Origin of the sequence: Dactylosporangium sp. CA-233914 (assembly GCF_050942935.1) — a bacterium.
Taxonomy (GTDB): domain Bacteria; phylum Actinomycetota; class Actinomycetes; order Mycobacteriales; family Micromonosporaceae; genus Dactylosporangium.
The window spans coordinates 8494642-8514501 of record NZ_CP192030.1 but is presented as its reverse complement, the minus strand read 5'-3'; the positions used below and the strand labels follow the sequence as shown (position 1 = coordinate 8514501).

Here is a 19860-nt window from a genome sequence, read left to right as displayed (position 1 = left end):
CCGGCCCTGCCCGGCCCTGCCCGGCCCTGCCCGGCCCTGCCCGGCCCTGCCCGGCCCTGCCCGGCCCTGCCCGGCCCTGCCCGGCCCTGCCCGGCCCTGCCCGGCCCTGCCCGGCCCTGCCCGGCCCTGCCCGGCCCTGCCCGGCCCTGCCCGGCCCTGCCCGGCCCTGCCCGGCCCGGCCTCCCCGGCCCCGCGTGGGACGCGGAGCCCGGGCGGTTCACAGGTGGCGCACAGCGTCTTGGCAAGCTTGGGACAGGCCCGGCCGGAAAAGTCGGCGCCATGACCACGACGACGCTGCCCAGCCCACCGCGGCCCGCCGCCGGGCCCGGCCCCCGCCACGAGGCCAAGGCGGGCCGCCCGGCCTGGCAACGCCCGGCGCTCGCCGGGCTGCTGCTGCTCACCGCGGTGCTCTATCTCTGGCGCCTCGGCGAGTCCGGCACCGCCAACGGCTTCTACGCCGCCGCGGTCCAGGCCGGCACCCAGAGCTGGAAGGCGCTGCTGTTCGGCTCCCTGGACGCCGGCAACGTCATCACGGTCGACAAGCCGCCCGCCTCCTTGTGGGTGATGGGCCTCTCGGGCCGGATCTTCGGCTTCAACTCCTGGAGCCTGCTGGTGCCCCAGGCCCTGGAGGGCGTGGCGGCGGTGGCGCTGCTGTATGCCACCGTCAAGCGCCACTTCGGCGCCGCCGCGGGCCTCGTCGCCGGCGCCGCCCTGGCCCTGACCCCGGTCGCGGTCCTCATGTTCCGCTTCGACAACCCCGACGCCCTGCTGACGCTGCTGCTCGTCGCCGGCGCGTATTGCACCACCCGGGCCGTCGAGAAGGCCTCGCCCGGCTGGCTGGCGCTGGCCGCCGCCGCCCTGGGCTTCGCGTTCCTCACCAAGATGCTGCAGGGCCTGCTGGTCCTGCCCGGGTTCGCCCTGGCCTACCTGATCGCGGCCCCCACGGGTCTCGGCCGCCGCTTCGTGCACCTGCTCACCGCCGGGGCGACCCTGGTCGTCTCGGCCGGCTGGTTCGTCGCCCTGGTCGCCCTGTGGCCGGCCGGCTCCCGCCCATACATCGGCGGCTCCACCGACAACAGCCTGCTGGAGCTCGCCCTCGGCTACAACGGCCTGGGCCGCATCCTCGGCGGCAACGGCAACCGGGGCGGCGGTGGCGGTGGTGGCGGCATGCAGAATGTCGGCTTCGGCGGCGCCACCGGCATCACCCGCCTCTTCGGCGACAGCATGGGCACCGAGATCAGCTGGCTGCTGCCGGCCGCCCTCATCGCCCTCGTCGCCGGCCTGTGGTTCACCCGCCGGGCGCCGCGCACCGACGCCACCCGCGCGGCGCTGGCCATCTGGGGCGGCTGGCTGGTCGTCTCCGGCCTGGTCTTCAGCTACATGTCCGGCACCATCCACCCCTACTACACCGTCGCGCTGGCCCCGGCGATCGCCGCCCTGGTCGCCATCGCCGGCCGGGAGCTGTGGCGGGCCCGCGCCGCGACCCCGACCCGCCTGGTCCTGGCCGCCATGGTCTTCGTGACCGCCGCGTGGGACTTCACCCTGCTCTCCCGCGACGCCACCTGGCTGCCGTGGCTGCGCTGGGCGGTGCTGATCGTCGGCGGCGCCGCGGCGGTCGCCATCGCCGCGTTCGCCGGCCAGGCCACGCCGTCCGCGGCCCCCGCCGCCTCCCGGACCGCCCGCCGCCTGGCCGTGGTCGTGGCCCTGACCGCGGTGCTGGCCGGTTTCGGCGGCACGACCGCCTGGGCCGTCGCCACCGCGGGCCAGCCCCACGCCGGCTCGATCCCGGTGTCCGGCCCGACCGCACGTGGCACGGGCGGCTTCGGCGGCCGCCTGGGCGGCGGCAACGGCTTCCCGGGCGGCGCGCAGAGCAGCGGCGGCAACGGCTTTCCGGGCGGCGCACAGAGCAGCGGCAGCGAGCTGACGAACCTGCTCAAGGCCACGACGACGAAGTGGGCGGCGGCCACCTCCGGCGACCAGTCGGCCGCCGAGCTGGAGCTGGCCACCGGCAAGCCGGTCATCGCCATCGGCGGCTGGGACGGCAGCGACCCGGCCCCCACCCTGGAGCAGTTCAAGACCTGGGTCGCCAAGGGGCAGGTCGCCTACTACGTCTCCGGCGGCCGGGGCGGCATGGGCGGCGGCAACAGCGAGATCGCGACCTGGGTGGCCGCGAACCACACCGCCCAGACGGTCGGCAGCACCACCGTCTACAAGCTCACCTCCTGACCCGCCAACGCGCGCGGCGCGCGCCCGGACGGCCACGCCCGGGCGCGCGCCGCGTCTTCGCCCGTTCACCGGCGCCCCGGCGGGAACGCATGCCGCGTTGCCACGACACCGGCACGACGAAAGCTCCACGGGCCACACGCTAACGCCGATTTTCGCGGCTGGGCTTTTCCGGGGCTGGGGAGAGTCGAGGACGTGGTCCGGGGATGGTGTCGGGTCGTTACGGCGTTGCCAGGTAAGGAAGCCGTAGGCCCGAGGTCGTTCACACACGTATCATCGAGTGAGGGGTACTCGCTGACTGATCGACCTGGTTCCTAGTGGTGTTTCGGCGGCGACGATCCCGATACGGGCGAACCGGCGGCGGTACCCCTGAGGCAAACCCTTGTAGTTTGAGGACTTGTAGGGCCTGGAAGCATCGAAACGGCCGACGTGCCCAGCCTTGACTCTGGACCGGCCGCGAGCGGTGTGGTTGACTACCGGCATTGACCAGTCAGCGAATAAACCTCAGCCCATCGCGATGCCCGGACGACCCGCCCGTGCCGGTGGGGAGTTCTTCACCGATCCTGCGCCCGGTCCGCAGCGCCGGTACGAGGCGTTGCGCGCCTACCTGCTCGACGGCGAGCCCGCACACAGCGTCGCGGCCCGGTTCGGGTACACCGTCGCCGGACTGCACTCGGCGGTGGCCGACTTCCGCGCCGGGGCACGGGACTTCTTCGCCCCGGCGCGGCCCGGCCCCAAACGCGCTCCGGGCAAGGACGCCGCCCGGGAACGGATCATCGCGTTGCGCGCGGAGGGCTACTCCATCGACGAGATCGGCCCGGTACTGGCCCGCGAGGGCATCGGGTTGAACCGGACCGGGATCAGCGAGGTGATCACCGAAGCCGGACTGCCACGGATCTGGCGGCGCCCGGACGCCCAGCGCGGCGGACCCCGCCGCGACGACCTGCCCCGCGCCCGTGCTCTGCAACCTGACGACTACCACGCCCTGGCCACCGGCACACCGACCCGCCTGGCCGGACTGCTCCTGACCATCCCGGACCTGCTGGCCCTGGACCTGCCCGACATCGTGGGCCGCGCCGCCTACCCCGGCACCCGTGACATCCCAGCCCTGAGCTACGTGCTGAGCCTGCTGGCGCTGAAGCTGACCGCCACCCGACGCGTCTCACACGTGCACGACATCGCCGCAGACCCGGCCACGGCCGTGTTCACCGGCCTGACCGCGCTGCCAAAGACCACCGCCCTGACCAGTTACTCCTACCGGCTCGCCCACGCCAAGCAGGCCGCGTTCCTGACCGCACTCGACAGATCCATCATCCACAATGGACTAGCAGTCGGCGAGGTCGTCAACCTCGACTTCCACGCCGTCATGCACTGGGGTCAAGACCCGGCGTTGGAGAAACACTACGTACCCTCCCGCTCCCAACGCACCCGCAGCGTGCTGACCTTCTTCGCCGAAGACGCCCACAGCCACGCCCTGCTCTACGCCAACGCCGACCTGTCCAAAACCACCCAAGCCGGCGAAGTCATGGCGTTCGTCGAGCACTGGCACGCCACCACCGGCCACGACCCCGATCTACTCGTCATGGACTCCAAAGTCACCACCCAGGACCAACTCTGGGCCCTGACCCAACGCGGGATCGGGTTCATCACGCTCCGCGCCCGCACCGCCAAACTCACCGCCGCGCTGCATGCCCTACCTGCCAAGGCATGGACACCGATGACCGTCGACCGTGCCGGCGGCAAGACCCGCACCGTCCGCGTCATCGACAACCCCACCACACGCCTGAGCAAATACCCAGACACGCTGCGGCAGTTGGCCGTCGCCGGACTCGGCCACGACGAACCCACCCTGCTCATCACCAACCGCGAACACCTACCCGCCAAACAGATGATCGAGACCTACGCCCGCCGAATGAACATCGAGCAACGCCTCGCCGAGGCCATCCGCTCCTTCAGCCTGGACGCCCTAGCCGGCGCCGTCACCCTCAACATCGACCTCGACGTCGTCCTGTCCGTCCTCGCCCACGCCGTCTGCGCGGCACTGCGCCGCCGCCTGCCCGGCTACGCCACCGCAACCCCCGACACCCTGCAACGACGCTTCCTGTCCACCGGCGGACACATCCTCACCCGCAACAACCAGATCATCGTGCGCCTCGACCGCCGCGCCTACTCACCCGTCCTCCGCCAAGCCGACCTCCCACAACACGTCACGGTTCCCTGGCTCAACGGCCGCACCCTGCGCTACGAGTACACCTGACCAACCCGCAAGTGAGGGCCAATTCGCTGCGTGAAAATCGGCGCTAACGCGACCCACCGACACTTTTGTGCCGCGTGCTACGCCGGGGGCAGTTCCTTGGTGTGCCGGGGGATCAGCAGCAGGACCGCCACGCCGCACACCCCCACGACGAGCAGCCCGATGAAGACGTTGTGCGTGGCCGCGTACAGGCTCGCGCGCACGTAATCGGCGACGTGCTCCGGCATCTGGCCGGCCTTGAGCACGATGTTCGTCGCGTCGGAGCCCTCGCCCAGCGACGGCTTCACGTCCGGCGGCGCGGCGGCGAAGCGCCGCTCCAGCGTCGTGTTCGCGATCGCGCCGAACACGGCCGCGCCGACCGCGCTGCCGATCGAGCGCGCGAACATGTTGGTGCCGGTGACCACACCGCGGCGGTCCCAGCCCACCACCGACTGCACGGCGACCAGCGTCGGCGCCGACGCCAGGCCCAGCCCGACGCCGATGACGAAGCAGACCGCGGACATCATGGCGACGGTGGTCCGCTCGGTCAACAGCGCGCACATGGCCGAGCCGGCGAGGGTCACCAGGCCGCCGATCAGCGCCGTATTGCGAAAGCCGATGCGCAGGTACATACGCCCGGACAACGTCGCGGCGATCGGCCAGCCCAGCGTCATCGCCGCGAGCACGAACCCGGCGACGAGGGCGCCCGTGCCGAGTACACCCTGCGAGAAGTTGGGCACGTAGGAGCTCAGTCCGATGACCGTCGCGCCGACCGCGATCGACGCCAGGTTGCCGCCGACGAGCGTGCGGTGCCGGAACACCCACAGCGGCAGCACCGGCTCCTCGGCGCGCCGCTCGACGAACACGAACGCGGTCACCATCGCCGCGCCCAGCACGAAGATGACGACGCTCGGGGCGGACAGCCACGCCCAGGTGATGCCGCCCTCGAGCGTGCCGAGGATGAGCAGGGTGCAGCCGCCGATGAGCAGCGCCGCGCCGAGATAGTCGATGCGGTGGGCGCGCCGGGCGACGTTCTCCTTGAGGTGCCGCGCGAGCATCCACGCGGCCACGAGGCCCAGCGGCAGATTGACGAAGAAGATCCACCGCCACGACAGGTACTCCGCGAAGACCCCGCCCAGCGTCGGCCCGACCACGGACGCCACGCCCCACACGCCGGCGAGGTAGCCCTGCACCCGGGCGCGCTCCTGCACCGAGTACAGATCGCCGATGATCGTCATGCTGATCGGCTGGATCGCGCCCGCGCCGATGCCCTGCACCGCCCGGAAGATGATCAGCGTCAGCATGCTCCACGCGGCGCCGCACAGCAGCGAGCCGACCAGGAACACGGCGATGCCGAAGAACATGACGGGCTTGCGGCCCAGCACGTCGGCGAGCTTGCCGTAGAGCGGCGTGGTGACCGCCGCGGTCAGCAGATAGATCGAGAAGAGCCATGGGAAGTGCGCGAAGCCGCCGAGGTCGCGCACCACCGACGGTACGGCCGTCGCGATGATCGTGCTGTCCAGCGCGACGAGGCCGGTGGCCAGCATGACCGAGCCCAGCACCGGTCCGCGCTCCGAGCGCAGGCCCACCCCGGCCCGCTTGGTGAAAGTGGCCTCCTGCATTGCCACACCTTACGACGGCGGCGCGGCCGGGTGTGCGGGGCGCCGTTGTGGTATTTCAGACTGGGTCACGGTCGAGCCGAAATGCCCGCGCGGCGGGATCGGTGGCTCTGGTACGGTCCGGGGATGACCACCACGACGCACGCCCTGATCGTGTCGGCCGTGATGCCGGCCGGGCGCCTGCGCCCCCGGCGTCGTGCCCTGGTCTGCCAGGCCTGACGCCCGCATCCTCGAGCTTCGGCTGATCCCCGCACCGCCGCGGTCCTTTCCCGCGTGCGGCTGATCAGCCGGTCGGGCTGAATTCCGCACCGCAGCACCGGGGCCCTTCCGCGTCCGCATCCGTCGCGCACGACAGGGAACCTGGTCGATGTCTTCTCGTTTCCGTTCCGCACATCCGCGCGCCCGTCGCGTCTACGGGCAGAACTTTCTCGCCGATCCGGCCGCGCTCCGCCGGGTCGCCGACGCCGCCGGCCTCACCGGGCACCAGGTCGTCGTCGAGGTCGGCGCCGGCCGGGGCAGTCTCACCGCCGAGCTGCTGCGCCGGGCCGGGCGGGTGATCGCCTACGAGGTCGACCCCGCCATGGCGGCCACGCTGCCGCGCCGGGCCGGGCTCACCGTGCGTACCGGCGACTTCCTGGCCGCCGAGCCGCCGGCCGGGCCGTTCGCCGTGGTGGGCAACATTCCGTACGCGCTCACCTCCGCCGTCGTCGCCTGGTGCCTGGCCGCGCCGGGGCTGACGTCGGCGACGCTGCTCACCCAGCTGGAGTACGCGCGCAATCGCACCGGGGACTACGGGCGCTGGTCCCGCCTGACGATCGAGACGTGGCCGCGTTTCGAGTGGAGCCTCGCCGGGCGGGTGCCCCGCGCCGCGTTCCGGCCCGTGCCCCGCGTTGACGGCGGCATCCTCCGCCTCACCCGGCGGCCGGAGCCGCTCATGGCGGCGGGGAGTCTGCGGGTGTACCGCGAAATCGTGCATCTGGGCTTCAGCGGTGTCGGTGGATATGGCGCTCGTGCTGCTGGTCTCGATGTTCGTGGCGATGGAGGTCGCTGCCTACATCGACGCACTGCCCGACGGTGCGACGAAGGACCGCCCAGGCCAGGCGCCCGGCAGCGCGGCCGGCCAGCCGCACAATGTGGACTCCGCCGCGACCCGGACTCCTGGCGCGGCCGCGGCGTCAGGCAACGCCCCGCACGTGCCGGGCTCGGTCGGCCCCGAGGCCCGCTTCGCCGACGTCGCGCTGCCGCTCGCGAAGCCGGCCGGCAACGGCGACCTGAAGCTCTCGTCGGCGTTGGCCACGTCCACCGGGGTGGTCGCGGGCTCGGTCGAGCTCACCGGCGAACGGACCGCACGCTCCACGGTGTACCAGAACCCCGACGGCACCAAGACCCTGCGCACGTACGAGTCCGACACGTTCGTGGCGCTGCCCGACGGCACGTTCCAGACTCTCGACCCGAACCTGCACGCCCGCCCCGACTGGCGGCTGGCCCCGAAGATGGCGGCCGCGGCGTCCTTCGCCCCGACCGCCTCCGGCACGCTGGCCACGCTCGACCTCGGTGGAGCGCGCGTCGGGTTCGGCCTCGCCGGTGCCGCGGCCGTCAAGGGCAAGGTGAACGGCGATACCGTCGCGTACCAGTCGGTGCGGCCGTTCGCCGACATCGAGCTGAGCACGTCGGTGGCCCAGGTGAAGGAGGACCTGGTCCTGCACGGCCCGCAGGCGCCGACGAGTTGGCTGTTCCCGCTGCAGCTGAGCGGGGTGACCGCGGAGCTGGACCCGGACTCGGGCGAGGTCCTGTTCCGCGATCCGGCGGGCAAGGTCCGCGGCGCGGTACCGCCCGGCTGGATGGTCGACGCCAACATTGGCCCGAGCGGCGAGGGTGCCGTTTCCACCGGGGTGCGATACAGCCTGGAGGAGTACGGCACCGGCATCGCCCTGCGCGTGGACCTCGACGCCGAGTGGCTGTCCGACCCGGCCCGCAAGTTCCCGGTCCGGGTCGACCCGACGGTGCGCTACGGGCCGACCGACGACACATTCGTGTCTTCGCACGACTACGCCAACACCAACAACGGCAGCATGGACAACCTGCGCGTCGGCACCTACAACGGCGGCACCGAGAAGTCCGCGGCCTACCTTGCCTTCGACACCGCGATGGCCGCGTTGCGCCCGAAGTACGTGCTCGGCGCCTCGCTGAACCTGTACAACTACTGGTCCTACTCGTGTCAGCCGCGGCCGGTGACGGTGTACCCGGTGCTGCAGACCTGGGGCGCCGCGACCGCGAAAACGTGGCCCGGGCCATCGTACGCCGCCGACCGGCCGCTGGTGACCAAGTCGTTCGCGCATGGCTACACCGGCTGCTCCAGCGGTGCTTGGGAGAGCCTGCAGATCCCGGCCGACCGGATGACCGACATCCTGCACTGGCGGGAGGCGGCCTGGGGCTTCACCGTACGCGCCTCCGAGACCGACAGCTACGGCTGGAAGCGGTTCAACTCCGGCAACAACGCCAACGCCTCGAGCCGGCCCTTCCTCGACGTCAACTACGCCGACCAGGGTGTGTCGTTCCAGCTGCTGACCAACTACTTCGACCCCGCGGTCACGGTCGCCAGCGGCAGCACCCTCAAGGTCCGGGTCACCAACCAGGGCTCGGTCACCTGGACCCCAGGCGGGCCGGAGGCGCTGAGCTACCGCATCTTCAACAGCGCGGGCCAGCAGGTGTACATTCATCCGAATATATCGGTACCATTCAATGTATCGCCGGGTGCGTCGTACGACCAGGTGCTCACTGTCCCGGCTGCCCCCGCCCTCGGCACGTACACCATGAAGATCGACATGGCGAGCGCGGGTGGCTGGATGCACGACGTGTTCGGCTCGCCGAGCGGCGACCTGACCTATGCCGTGGCGAACTCGGCCCCGACCATCAAGGGCAACTCGCCGCCGAACAACGGCTACGTCTACGCACTGCGCCCAACGCTCTCGGTGGACTACTACGACCCGGACAACACACCGAACGCCCGCAGCATCCTGTTCAAGATCTGCAACGGTACCCCCGCCGCGCCGGTCGGCTGCCGGGACTCGGGCTGGACCAACGCGAACCGGTGGATCGTGCCCGACGGCGTGCTGAGCTGGGGCAAGTCATCGTTCTGGTACGTGACCGTCTCCGACACCCAGCTCACTAGCCCGCAGATCGGCCCCTTCCAGCTGACCCCGAAGGTGTCGCAGCCGGCCATCACCAGTCATCTGTCGACCGCACCGGCCGACGCCGACATCTCTGGCGTCGACCCGCAGGTCGGCAACTACTCCGGCACCGTCACCGATGCCAGCGTCGATGTGCCCGGCCCGCAACTGGCCGTGGTGCGCACGTACAACTCCCAGGACCCGCGCCGCACCGGCGCGTTCGGCTCGGGCTGGACCACGTCGCTGGACCAGCGGCTCACCACCGAGCCCGACGGCAACGTCGTGGTGACGCTGGCCAGTGGCCTCACGGTCCGCTTCGGCCGCAACGCCGACGGTAGCTACGCCGCGCCGGAGGGCCGCAACCTGACCCTGATCCGGACCGCTGCGGCCGGCTCGTCCCCGGAGCGCTGGACGCTGCGCGACTCGGCCGGCGCCCGGCGCGGATTCGACGCCGGCGGGCGGCTCACCGACGTCACCGACGCCGACGGCCGCGTGCAGACGATGACCTACGACTCGAGCGGGAAGCTCGTCGTGGTCATCGACGTGACCAGCGGCCGGAAGCTGATGATCACCTGGGCCGCCGACCACGTCATCGCGGTCGCCGCCGACCCGCCGGCGGCTGGTCAACCGGCCCCGACTTGGACCTACGTGTACACGGGGGCCGACCTGACGCAGGTCTGCTCGCCGCTGTCCGCGCAGTCGTGCGTGTCGTACGAGTACACGGCCTCCTCGCACTACCGCTCGCTCGTCCTCGACGACGGCGCGACCGGCTACTGGCCGCTCGGCGAGGCGGAAGGGGCCGTCGCGGCCAACGCCGCCGCCCGGCGGGCCGGCGAGTGGGACGCCACCTACACCTACCCCAGCTCGGTCAACCGCGGGCTGAACGGCGCCTTGGCCGGCAGCACGGACAAGGCGGCCGGCTTCGCGAACAACACCCTCCCCCGGGTCCAGCTGCCCAACGGTGTGCTCAGCAGCGCGCGGTCGTTCACGATCGAGCTGTGGTACTCCATTCAGAACGCGGGACCGATTCTGTGGCAGGCGAACGACGAGCAGGCCCCGGACGGCTCATCGGGCGGCGCGGTGCTCACGGCGCTCTCCGATGGATCGCTGCGGGCCGGGCTGCGCTACATCGACGGCAGTGGCACCGTGACCCGGGCCCAGATCACGTCCGCGCCGGCCGGGTTCCCCATCTGGCGCCACGCGGTGCTGACCGGGACCGACAGCCGGCAGGAGCTTTACGTCGACGGTGCCTTCGTCGGCGCGGTCGACGGGCCGCTGGTGAACTTCTCGCCCGCGGGCCAACTGCTCGTCGGGGGCAGCCCGGGGACGCTCGCGTTCACCGGGAAGGTCGACGAGGTCGCGTACTACCAGCGCCCCCTCAGCGCCGCCGCGATCAAGGCCCACTACGACGCGCGGGTGCAGACCAGCCGCCTCACGAAGATCACCGAACCCGGCCCGTTTGTCGCCGAGCAGATGGCGTACGACCCGGCATCCGGACGGCTGACCACGCTGACCGACCGGAACGGCACCACGTGGACGCTGTCGGCGCCCACACTCGCCGAAGACAAGGCGAAGGTCACCATCACCTCGACCGGCCGCTCCGCGATCACGTACGCCTATGACCCGTTCCGCGGCAACCGGCTTGTCGAGCGCCGCACCGAGGACGGCACGCGGCAGTGGCAGTACAACGACGCCGGATTCGTCTCCGCAACCGTCGACGAGAACGGCCACGCCACGACCTACGACACGGACTCCCGCGGCAACGTCGTCGGCGTCACGACCTTCCGCGGCGGGTACCACACCAAGCGCTTCGGCTACTACCTCAACGCCGCCGACCCGCTCGACCCGCGCAACGACGCGATGATCTGGCAGGCTGACGCCCGCTCCGCGTCGGAGACCGACACCACCTACCGGACCTCGTACGACCTGGACAGCGCGGGGCGGGTCACCGGCGTGACGTACCCGATCCCCGCCGGGCAGAGCACGCACCCGGTGGAGACCTTCCAGTACTCCGTCGCGGGCGCGCCGGCGGAGGGCGGCGGCACCCTGCCGGCGGGCCTGCTGACCGGGTCGGCCGGCCGCAACGACACCTGGACCTACTTCTACTACAACAGCAAGGGCGACCTGGTCCGCACCACCACCCCGGGCGGCCTGGAGACCCGCTTCACGCGCGACACCCTGGGCCGGCGCAAGTCGGAGGTGAGTAACCCGGGCTGGGGTGAGTACGCCACCACGACGTACACCTACACGCCGACCGGCCTCATCGCCACCGAGACCCGTTCCGGCATCACGGACGTGACCAACACGACGCTCGTGCACACCCGCCGCACGACGAACACCTACGACGCGCTGGGCCGGCGGACCAGCGCCGCCGTGTCCGACCTGACTGGCGGCTACGCGACCCGCACCACGACGTGGGGTTACGACCCGGCCGGCCGGCTGACCTCCACGCAGGACCCGACGGGCGCGATGACCACCCAGGAATGGGGACTGCTCGGCGACGTCACCAAGCAGACCCTGCCCAGTGGGCTGGTGCTCGAGCACGTCTACAACGACGACCACCAGCTGGCCGAGACCGCGGCCACCGGCAGCGGCGTCAACCCGGCCGACCCGGTCGCCACCCGGCTCGTCCTCGAGGCCCGCGCTTACGACCCGGCCGGCCGCCTCGCCACGGTGACCGACGCCGCCGGGCGGCAGACCACCTACAAGTACGCCGATGACGACCTGCTCACCGAGGTCTGGCGGGCCCGCACACCGGTCAGCGGGGGCGAGGGCGAGGCGCCGCCGGCCGACCTGACGCTCATCGGCAGCCGGACCTACGACAACGCGGGCCACGCGACCAGCGTCACCGACGCCGGGCGAACGGTCGCGACCACGTACGACGCGGCCGGGTACGTCGCGCAGCAGACCATCCCCGTTAGCACGCCGGCCCGCGTGGTGCAGTACACCTACAACCTCGACGGCACCCGGCACACCGCCAAGATCGACAGCCCGTCCGGGGTGCGCATGTTCCTCGGGTACAGCTACAACGCGATGGGCCAGCTGATCCAGGTCCTGGACTACTACGCCGGCTACGAGTACCCGTCGATGGGCCGGCCGGTTGAGTACTACGACCGTGACCCGCGCGGCCTGGTCACCATGTCTTCCCTGGACGGCGTCACGACGATGTACCAGTACGACGCGGCCGGCCAGCTTATCCAGGCCGAAGGGCTCACGGTGCCGGTATGGACCGGCGGTGTCTCGTCCTTGGCGAAGCGGACCACAACGTACACGCGAAACACGTTCGGCGAGGCGACCGCCGAGGTCGATGCCGGGCTGCGCACCGAGACGACCTACGACGCGGCGGGCCGGCCCACGAAGGTGAAGCTGCCGGCGTACACCCAGCCGGGGACGCTGACCACGCTCCAGCCGACGGTAAAGCTCGAGTACGACCCGTCCGGCAACCTGACGACGCTCACCGATCCGCTCAACCGGGTCACGACGGCCGGCTACGACAAGTACGGCCGGCAGGTGAGCGTCACCCAGCCGGACCCGGACGGTACCGGACCCAAGACAGCCCCGGTCACCACGACGAAGTACACGGTGACCGGCGAGGAGAGCGAAGTCACCGACGCAACCGGGGCCCGGCGGCTGACCACCTGGGACGCATTCGGCCGGATGGCGAGCGTCGGTGCTGCCGAGCGTAATGGGTCATCGACGCTGTACTACACCACGGCCCTCGGCTACGAGGACAGCCCGTACCGGCCGCTGCCGACGACCGTCACGAGTCCTGTCGGCGGGGTCACGAAGCTCGCGTACACCCCGGCTGGGGAGCCCTCCCGCATCACCGACCCCACCGGCCGATTCGCCGAGTTCGCCTACGACGAGGCGGGGCGGGTGGTACGGCAGCGGCAGGGCCTGCATTCCGGCACCACCGACACGTACATGACGACGGTGATCGCCTTCGCCTACGACACCATGGGTCGCGAGACGGCGACCGCCATGTGCGCAACGGCCGACGACAGCACCTGCCTGACCACGCCGTACAGCAAGACGACCACGACGTACAACTGGGATGGCTTCCCGCAGACGCAGACGAGCGGCGAGGGCCGGGTGACCCGGTTCGAGTACGACAACGCCACCCGGCTCACGTCGGTCACGCAGCTGAAGAACGCGGCCGACGAGGCCTCGGCGGTCACCGTCCAGCTCGGCTACGACGTCCACGGGCGCCGCACTCGGGTGGTGGACGGCAACGGCAACGCGACCGACTACACATTCAACTCGCTCGGCCTGCCGGAGTCGACGGTCGAGCCGGCGACCGCGGCCCACCCGGGGGCCGCCGACCGCACCTGGACGACGGTGTACGACGCGGCCGGCCAGCCGGTGACGCGAAAGCTGCCTGGCAACGTCAGCCGGAGCCGGACCTTCGACGCGCTCGGCCGGCTGACCACGGAGACAGGCACCGGGGCCGAGGCCGTCACCGCGACGCGGACGCTGGACTACGACGCCGACGGCCGGATCGTGCACATGGGCGGCCCAACCGGCGACACGACATACACCTGGAACGACCGCGGCCTGCTGACCCAGTCCGCGGGCGCGGCCGGCAACGCGACCTTCGCATACGACGGCGACGGGCGGATGACGAGCCGGACCGATGTCGCCGGCACGTCTGCCATGACGTACGACGGGGCCGGGCGCATCCTCACCGCCACGGACCCGCTGACCGGAACCACGCAGAACTTCACCTACGAGACTGTCAGCGGGCGGCTGTTCAAGGTGCAGTACGGCACCGGCGCCTCGGAGGTCTACACCTACGACTCGCAGGACCGGCAGATCTCCACCGAGGCATGGCGCGCGCCCGATGGCACGGTGCTGCGCAGTATCGCCTACGACCGCGACCGCGACGGCCTGCTGACCTACAAGCGCACCGGCGCGCAGACGACCCAGAACCCGGGCACCACCTACGCCTACGACGGTCTCGGCCGGCTCACCAGCGCCACCACGGGCACAGCGGTGGACGCGTACGCGTACGACGACGCGTCCAATCTGGTCTCCTCGACCGTGCAGGGCACGACCCGCACCGCCACCTACGACCAGCGCAACCGGCTGCTGTCGGCGACGTCGACCGGCGCCGCCCCCGGCAGCGAGACCTACTCTTGGAGCGCCCGCGGCGCCCTGGCCACGGCGAACGTCAACGGCGCCGCCAGCACCTACACGTTCGACGCGTTCGAGCGCCTCATCCGGGCCGTCACCACCGGTCAAACCCTTGACTACACGTACGACAGCCTGGACCGCCTGGCCCAGCGCAACACCTTCAACACCGTCTACGACGACCTGACCAACAACGCCGTGGAGGGCGCCACCTCCGGCCAGGAGGCGACGCTGTTCCGTCTGCCGGACGGCCTCGTCACCTCCTCGAAGGTTGGCACCGGCCCCGGCCAGGCCCTGCTCACCGACCGTCAGCACGGCGACGGCATCGCGACCGCCGACCCGGCGACCGGCACCGTCACCGGCACCGCCGACTACAGCCCGACCGGAACCCGCACCGCCACCGGCGCCACCGTCCCAGTCGGCTTCCAGGGCGGCGCGACCGACACCGGCACCGGCATGACGAACGCGGCCGCCCGCTGGTATTCCCCCGGTTTGCGCGGCTTCGCCTCCCGCGACACGATGACGCTCGACCCGCAGCCGGTTTCCCAGATCAATCGCTACCTGTACGGCAACGGTGCCCCGACGACGAACGCTGACCGCGACGGCCACAACTGCAACCCCTGTAGCCCGAAGCCGCCGGACGGCCCGGACCGCAACCCGCCGGGGTCGGGCGACGACGGCGGCGGCAACTGTGCCGTGTCGTACGGCAGCAACTGCTCCGACGATGGCTCGGGCCCGTGCTACCTGCTGGTGCGCACCGGCTCGACCTGCTCCGACGAGGGAAACGCCGCCATCGGCGAGGCCCCGAAGACCCCGGGCGGCGGGGGCGGAGGCGGCGGGGGTGGCAGCAAGAAGAAGAAGTCCGGCAAGCCCAAGGGACACCCAAAACCCCCGGTACCGCCGCGCAAGCCGATCGGCTCGGAACCCAACCAGCGCCCGTCGAGCGTGGACCTCAACGGCGGCCACCCGATCGGCAACGAGAACACGATCGTGACCCCGCCGACGGTGACGCAGTGCCTGGACGACTGCGCCAACGGGCCGAATATCGTCCCGGCCTATGTCCCCACGCACGATCCCAGCCCGTCCGGCTGTCCGGGTGCGGGCTGCCCACTCAATCCCGACGGTCGGCCGAACCACAACTACTGCAATTTTCCAGGGATGGATACCTTCTGCCAGGCTATCGACTCGTTCTGGGGTCTCCTCGACTGGTTCCATACCTGGGCACAGCGGATCTGTAAGGCGATCTGCGACATCCTCCTAGTGATTTTTGGCGCCGTGATGGCCGAGATCTGCGCGCTTTCAGGCGTTTGCATCTTCGTATTCAGTGTAATAATCGGCCTGATCGCGTTCGGAATGTGTTGGCTCAAAGATGATCCCCAGGACGGCTGGAGCGAATTCGGGTGTGTGATGGCCGGGATTCTCGAGGGCAAAGGCGGGGAGAAGGTGTCCGAATACGGGAAGCGGGCCATTCCGCTGATCAAGCGAGTGTGGGAGGAGCGTAAGAAGCTGTGGCCATGGTGACGAAGCGACGGCTGCTGCGCGCCGGCAGTATCGCGTTCTGGGTCGGCGGTTCGCTGTCGATCGCGCTGACGCTCGGCATAGCTCGCCTGCTGACCACGTACGCCTTGATCGGCGCCGTGTTCATCGTCGGCATCGTTGTCCACCTTCTGCGCGCCCGGAAACGGCCCGACAACACCGGCAACGGTCCAGGTGCTGGTTAGGGCCGCACGACCGTGGTGAAGCCGCCCGCCGGGATCAGGACCCGGATTCGGCCCGCGGTCGTCGTGTAGTGCTCCATCTCCTCACCCGCCGGGTCGTTGACGCTCACCGTCGCCGGGGCCTCGCCCGGCACCACCACGTCGGCGGCGCGCGTGCTCGTGGCCAGGCTGCGCAGCAGTGACAGGTGCGCTCCCGTCGACGGGTCCGACAGGGCCACCGAGTGCAGCTCCGCTCCCTCCACGCGCATGGACGTCTCGGCGATGCGGGCGACCGCGGCCATGTGCGGGTCGCCGTCCAGGGCCAGCATCGCCAGCAGGCCGTGGATCGTGGACTCGGCGCCGGCGTCGCGGTGCACGACGCCGGTGTTGTGGCGCTCGGGGCGGTCGATGCCGTCGTAGGTGACGCCGGTCGCCGGGTCGTACATCGGGGCGCCCGCCGGGTTGTTGCCGAAGAACCACGAGCCCGCCACGCCGGCGAGGGTCCGCAGGGCCGGGCGGCCGGTCGCGGCGGCGGTGGCCAGCAGCGACTCGACCCGGGAGTGGGCGCCGTAGGCGAGCTGGACGCCGTCGAGGGTGAGCGCCTCGCGGGCGCCGGGCAGGCCCGCGCGGAGGTTGTCGGGGCCGCCGCCGACGAGCAGGTACGGCGTGAACGAGGCCGCGTCGGCCAGCGCCGCGTCGCGGGCCGCGAGGTCTCCGCCGAGCGCGTAGACTCCGGCGAGGGCGGCGGGGGCCAGGCCGGCCCAGCCGTGCCACTCGGTGCGCGAGCGGCCGAACGGCAGGACCGCGCCGAACGGCCACGTCCACGGGGTGCCGGTGCGCATCGCGGCGACCGCCTCGGCCAGCTGCTCGAGGACCTTGCGGGCGTCCTCGTCGCCGGTGCTCGCGGTATACGCGCACAGGCCCAGCAGCGCCTCGCCGGTGAGGTCGGCGCCGTCGGCGATGAGCCAGGCGGGCGTGGGGGTGTCGTCGACGAGGCGCCACTGGCCGTACCGGCTGAGCACCTGCCGCCGGATCGCGCCCACGGCCAGGCGCAGCCGCGAGCGCAGGAACATCGCGAACGGCGGATCGTCGCCGTCGAACGCGGCGAAGCCCTCGCCGAGCGCCCAGACGGTGCGGGCCAGCCACGCCGACTCGCCGGCGTCGGACGGGTCCGGGGTCTCGACCGGCTCGGCGCTCGGGTTGAGCCGGCCGTCGAGCTGTTGCCACAGCACCACGTTGCCGGCCCGCGGGTCCGTGTCGTCATCGGGCGCGGTCTGCAGGTAGCACAGGCCGCGCAGCAGCTGCCGGGCCGCCGAGCGGCTGGCCGTCGCGCCGGTCGCCCGCCAGTGCCGGATGTAGACGACGGCCGCGCGGGCGATGTCGTCGGCGTTGAAGGCGCCCTGGGTGTACCCGCCGTCGCCGATCCGCTCGCCCCCGCCGGCCGGCAGGTAGCCGCCGTCGGGCAGGCGCTCGGCGTAGGTCCACAGGACCTCGACCGCGGGCTCCTCGCCGAGCCGGTACGTGGTATGCCCGGGCGCCGGCGGCGGCGTGATGCGGACCCGCAGCGAGTCCAGGTGAGCCAGGTTCGTCAGCACGGCCGCGGCTCTACCCCCGGCTCAGCCGGCAAACGCCCACCCCCGGGCGATCGCGTCGCGAACGCCGGCGCCGGCCCGCGCTCAGGGGAGCGGCGGGCCGGCGCCGGGCCGGACCGGTCAGTCGACCTCGACGGCCGCGGCCGCGAACTGGGCCGAGTACAGCCGCGCGTACGCGCCGCCCACGGCCAGCAGCGACTCGTGCGTGCCCTGCTCCACGATGCTGCCGTGCTCCATCACGAGGATCAGGTCCGCGTCGCGGATCGTGGACAGGCGGTGGGCGATCACGAAGCTCGTGCGGCCCGCGCGCAGCGTGCTCATCGCGCGCTGGATCAGCACCTCCGTGCGGGTGTCGACCGAGCTCGTCGCCTCGTCCAGGATCAGGATCGTCGGCTCGGCCAGGAACGCGCGGGCGATCGTGATGAGCTGCTTCTCACCCGCCGAGACTCCCGCGCCCTCCTCGTCGATGACCGTCTCGTAGCCCTCCGGCAGGGTGCGCACGAACCGGTCGGCGTGGGCGGCCTCGGCCGCGGCCGTGATCTTCTCCTGGGTCGGGTGGTCGGCGCCGTACGCGAGGTTCTCGGCGATGGTGCCCTGGAACAGCCAGGTGTCCTGCAGCACCATGCCGATCTGCTCGCGCAGCTCGTCGCGGGACATCGTGGCGATGTCGACGTCGTCGAGCAGGATGCGCCCGCCGGTCAGGTCGTAGAAGCGCATGATCAGGTTGACCAGCGTCGTCTTGCCGGCACCGGTCGGGCCGACGATCGCGACGGTCTGGCCCGGCGCGACGGTCAGCGACAGGTCCTCGATGAGCGGCTCGTCGGTCTTGTACCGGAACGACACGTGCTCGAAGGTGACCTTGCCGTGCACCTGCTCCGGGCGCGCCGGGGCGGCCGGCTCCGGGGTCTGCTCGGCCGCGTCGAGCAGAGCGAAGACCCGCTCGGCCGAGGCGACGCCGGACTGGATCAGGTTCGCCATGCTCGCGACCTGGGTCAGGGGCTGGGAGAACTGCCGGGAGTACTGCACGAACGCCTGCACGTCGCCCAGCGTCATCGTGCCCGAGGCCACCCGCAGGCCGCCGACCACGGCGACGAGAACGTAGTTGAGGTTGCCGATGAACATCATCGCCGGCTGGATGAGGCCGGAGATGAACTGGGCCCGGAACGAGGAGGCGTACAGCGCCTCGTTGTGCTCCTGGAAGGTCTGGGCCGCCTCCTCCTGCCGGCCGAAGATCTTCACCACCGAGTGGCCGGTGAACATCTCCTCGATGTGGCCGTTGAGCCGGCCGGTGGTCGCCCACTGCTTGACGAACTCCGGCTGCGACTTCTTGCCGATGCGCGCCGTGATGAACACCGACACCGGCACGGTGACCAGGGCGATGACGGCCAGCAGCGGGGAGATCCAGAACATCATGCCGAGCACGGCGATGATCGTCAGCAGCGAGGTCATGAGCATGCTCAGCGACTGCTGCAGGGTCATCGCGATGTTGTCGGTGTCGTTGGTGGCCCGGCTGAGCACCTCGCCGCGGGGCTGCTGGTCGAAGTAGCTCAGTGGCAGCCGGGCGAGCTTGGCCTGCACCTGCTCGCGCAGCCGGTACACCGTGCGCTGCACCACGACCGTCGTCAGCCGCGCCTGCAGCAGGCCGAAGATCCAGGCGAAGACGTACACCACGGCGACCCACAGCAGCACGCGCTCCAGGCGGCCGAAGTCGATGCCCTGCCCGGGCACCAGGTGGCTCATGCCGCTGAGCAGGTCGGCGAAGCGGTCGTTGCCCTGCGCCCGCAGCGCCTCGATCGCCTGCTCCTTCGTGGCGCCGGCCGGGATGCGCTTGCTGACGATGCCCTCGAAGATGACGTCGGTGGCGTGGCCAAGCAGCCGCGGGCCGAGCACCGACAGCACGACGCTGGCGATGCCGAAGACCAGGATCGCGGTGACCAGCAGCCGGTCCGGGGCGAGCATCTTCAGCAGCCGCTTGGTCGAGCCCTTGAAGTCCTCGAGCTTCGCCGGCGGCCCGCCGGCGCCCATCATCATCCGGCCCGGGCCGAACCCGCCGCCGGGCCGAGCAGCGCCTGCGGCGCCGCCCGCGCCGCCCGCGGGACGATTCGGTGCACTCATGCCAGCCCCTCCGCTTCGCTCCGGGACAGGCCTGAAACCCTGACCCTCTGATGAGCGGCCACTCCGCTTCGCTCCGTACCG

Annotated in this window: 7 protein-coding genes and 1 pseudogene; 5 read left to right on the top strand and 3 right to left on the bottom strand. The window is 71.4% G+C overall.

Features of this window, described 5'->3' with window-relative positions:
• The first annotated feature begins 279 nt into the window (after nucleotides 1-279).
• Both ACQPY0_RS37985 and ACQPY0_RS37980 read left to right on the top strand, forming a co-directional pair.
• The gene (locus ACQPY0_RS37985) at nucleotides 280-2226 is read left to right on the top strand and encodes a glycosyltransferase family 39 protein (RefSeq protein ID WP_432972102.1); all 1947 of its coding nucleotides are present in this window, start codon (nucleotides 280-282) and stop codon (nucleotides 2224-2226) included.
• A 514-nt stretch (nucleotides 2227-2740) separates the two neighbouring features.
• Nucleotides 2741-4480, top strand: coding sequence for a hypothetical protein (locus ACQPY0_RS37980; RefSeq protein WP_432972099.1), 1740 nt, complete (start codon nucleotides 2741-2743; stop codon nucleotides 4478-4480).
• Nucleotides 4481-4557: 77 nt separating this feature from the next.
• Here the strand turns inward: ACQPY0_RS37980 and ACQPY0_RS37975 are convergent, their stop codons facing one another.
• Nucleotides 4558-6078 (bottom strand): MDR family MFS transporter, encoded by a 1521-nt coding sequence (locus tag ACQPY0_RS37975; RefSeq protein ID WP_432972096.1) that lies wholly within the window; start codon nucleotides 6076-6078, stop codon nucleotides 4558-4560.
• A gap of 364 nt (nucleotides 6079-6442) precedes the next feature.
• Here ACQPY0_RS37975 and ACQPY0_RS37970 point away from each other — a divergent pair.
• From ACQPY0_RS37970 to ACQPY0_RS37960, 3 genes and pseudogenes are all read left to right on the top strand, one after another.
• A pseudogene (locus ACQPY0_RS37970) lies at nucleotides 6443-7168 on the top strand (ribosomal RNA small subunit methyltransferase A); the annotation flags it as partial.
• Nucleotides 7077-15896 (top strand): DUF6531 domain-containing protein, encoded by an 8820-nt coding sequence (locus tag ACQPY0_RS37965; protein WP_432972093.1) that lies wholly within the window; start codon nucleotides 7077-7079, stop codon nucleotides 15894-15896. The pseudogene ACQPY0_RS37970 and the gene ACQPY0_RS37965, both read left to right, overlap by 92 nt.
• Nucleotides 15884-16096 carry a hypothetical protein gene (locus ACQPY0_RS37960; RefSeq protein ID WP_432972090.1) on the top strand — a complete coding sequence of 71 codons (213 nt, stop codon included), beginning with the start codon at nucleotides 15884-15886 and terminating at the stop codon, nucleotides 16094-16096. Before ACQPY0_RS37965 ends, ACQPY0_RS37960 begins: the two co-directional genes overlap by 13 nt.
• Here the strand turns inward: ACQPY0_RS37960 and ACQPY0_RS37955 are convergent.
• Complete coding sequence (locus tag ACQPY0_RS37955; protein WP_432972087.1) at nucleotides 16093-17667, bottom strand: hypothetical protein; 1575 nt, start codon at nucleotides 17665-17667, stop codon at nucleotides 16093-16095. The genes ACQPY0_RS37960 and ACQPY0_RS37955 overlap by 4 nt on opposite strands.
• Before the next feature lie 117 nt (nucleotides 17668-17784).
• Nucleotides 17785-19779 (bottom strand): ABC transporter ATP-binding protein, encoded by a 1995-nt coding sequence (locus ACQPY0_RS37950; protein ID WP_432972084.1) that lies wholly within the window; start codon nucleotides 19777-19779, stop codon nucleotides 17785-17787.
• Nucleotides 19780-19860: the final 81 nt, after the last annotated feature.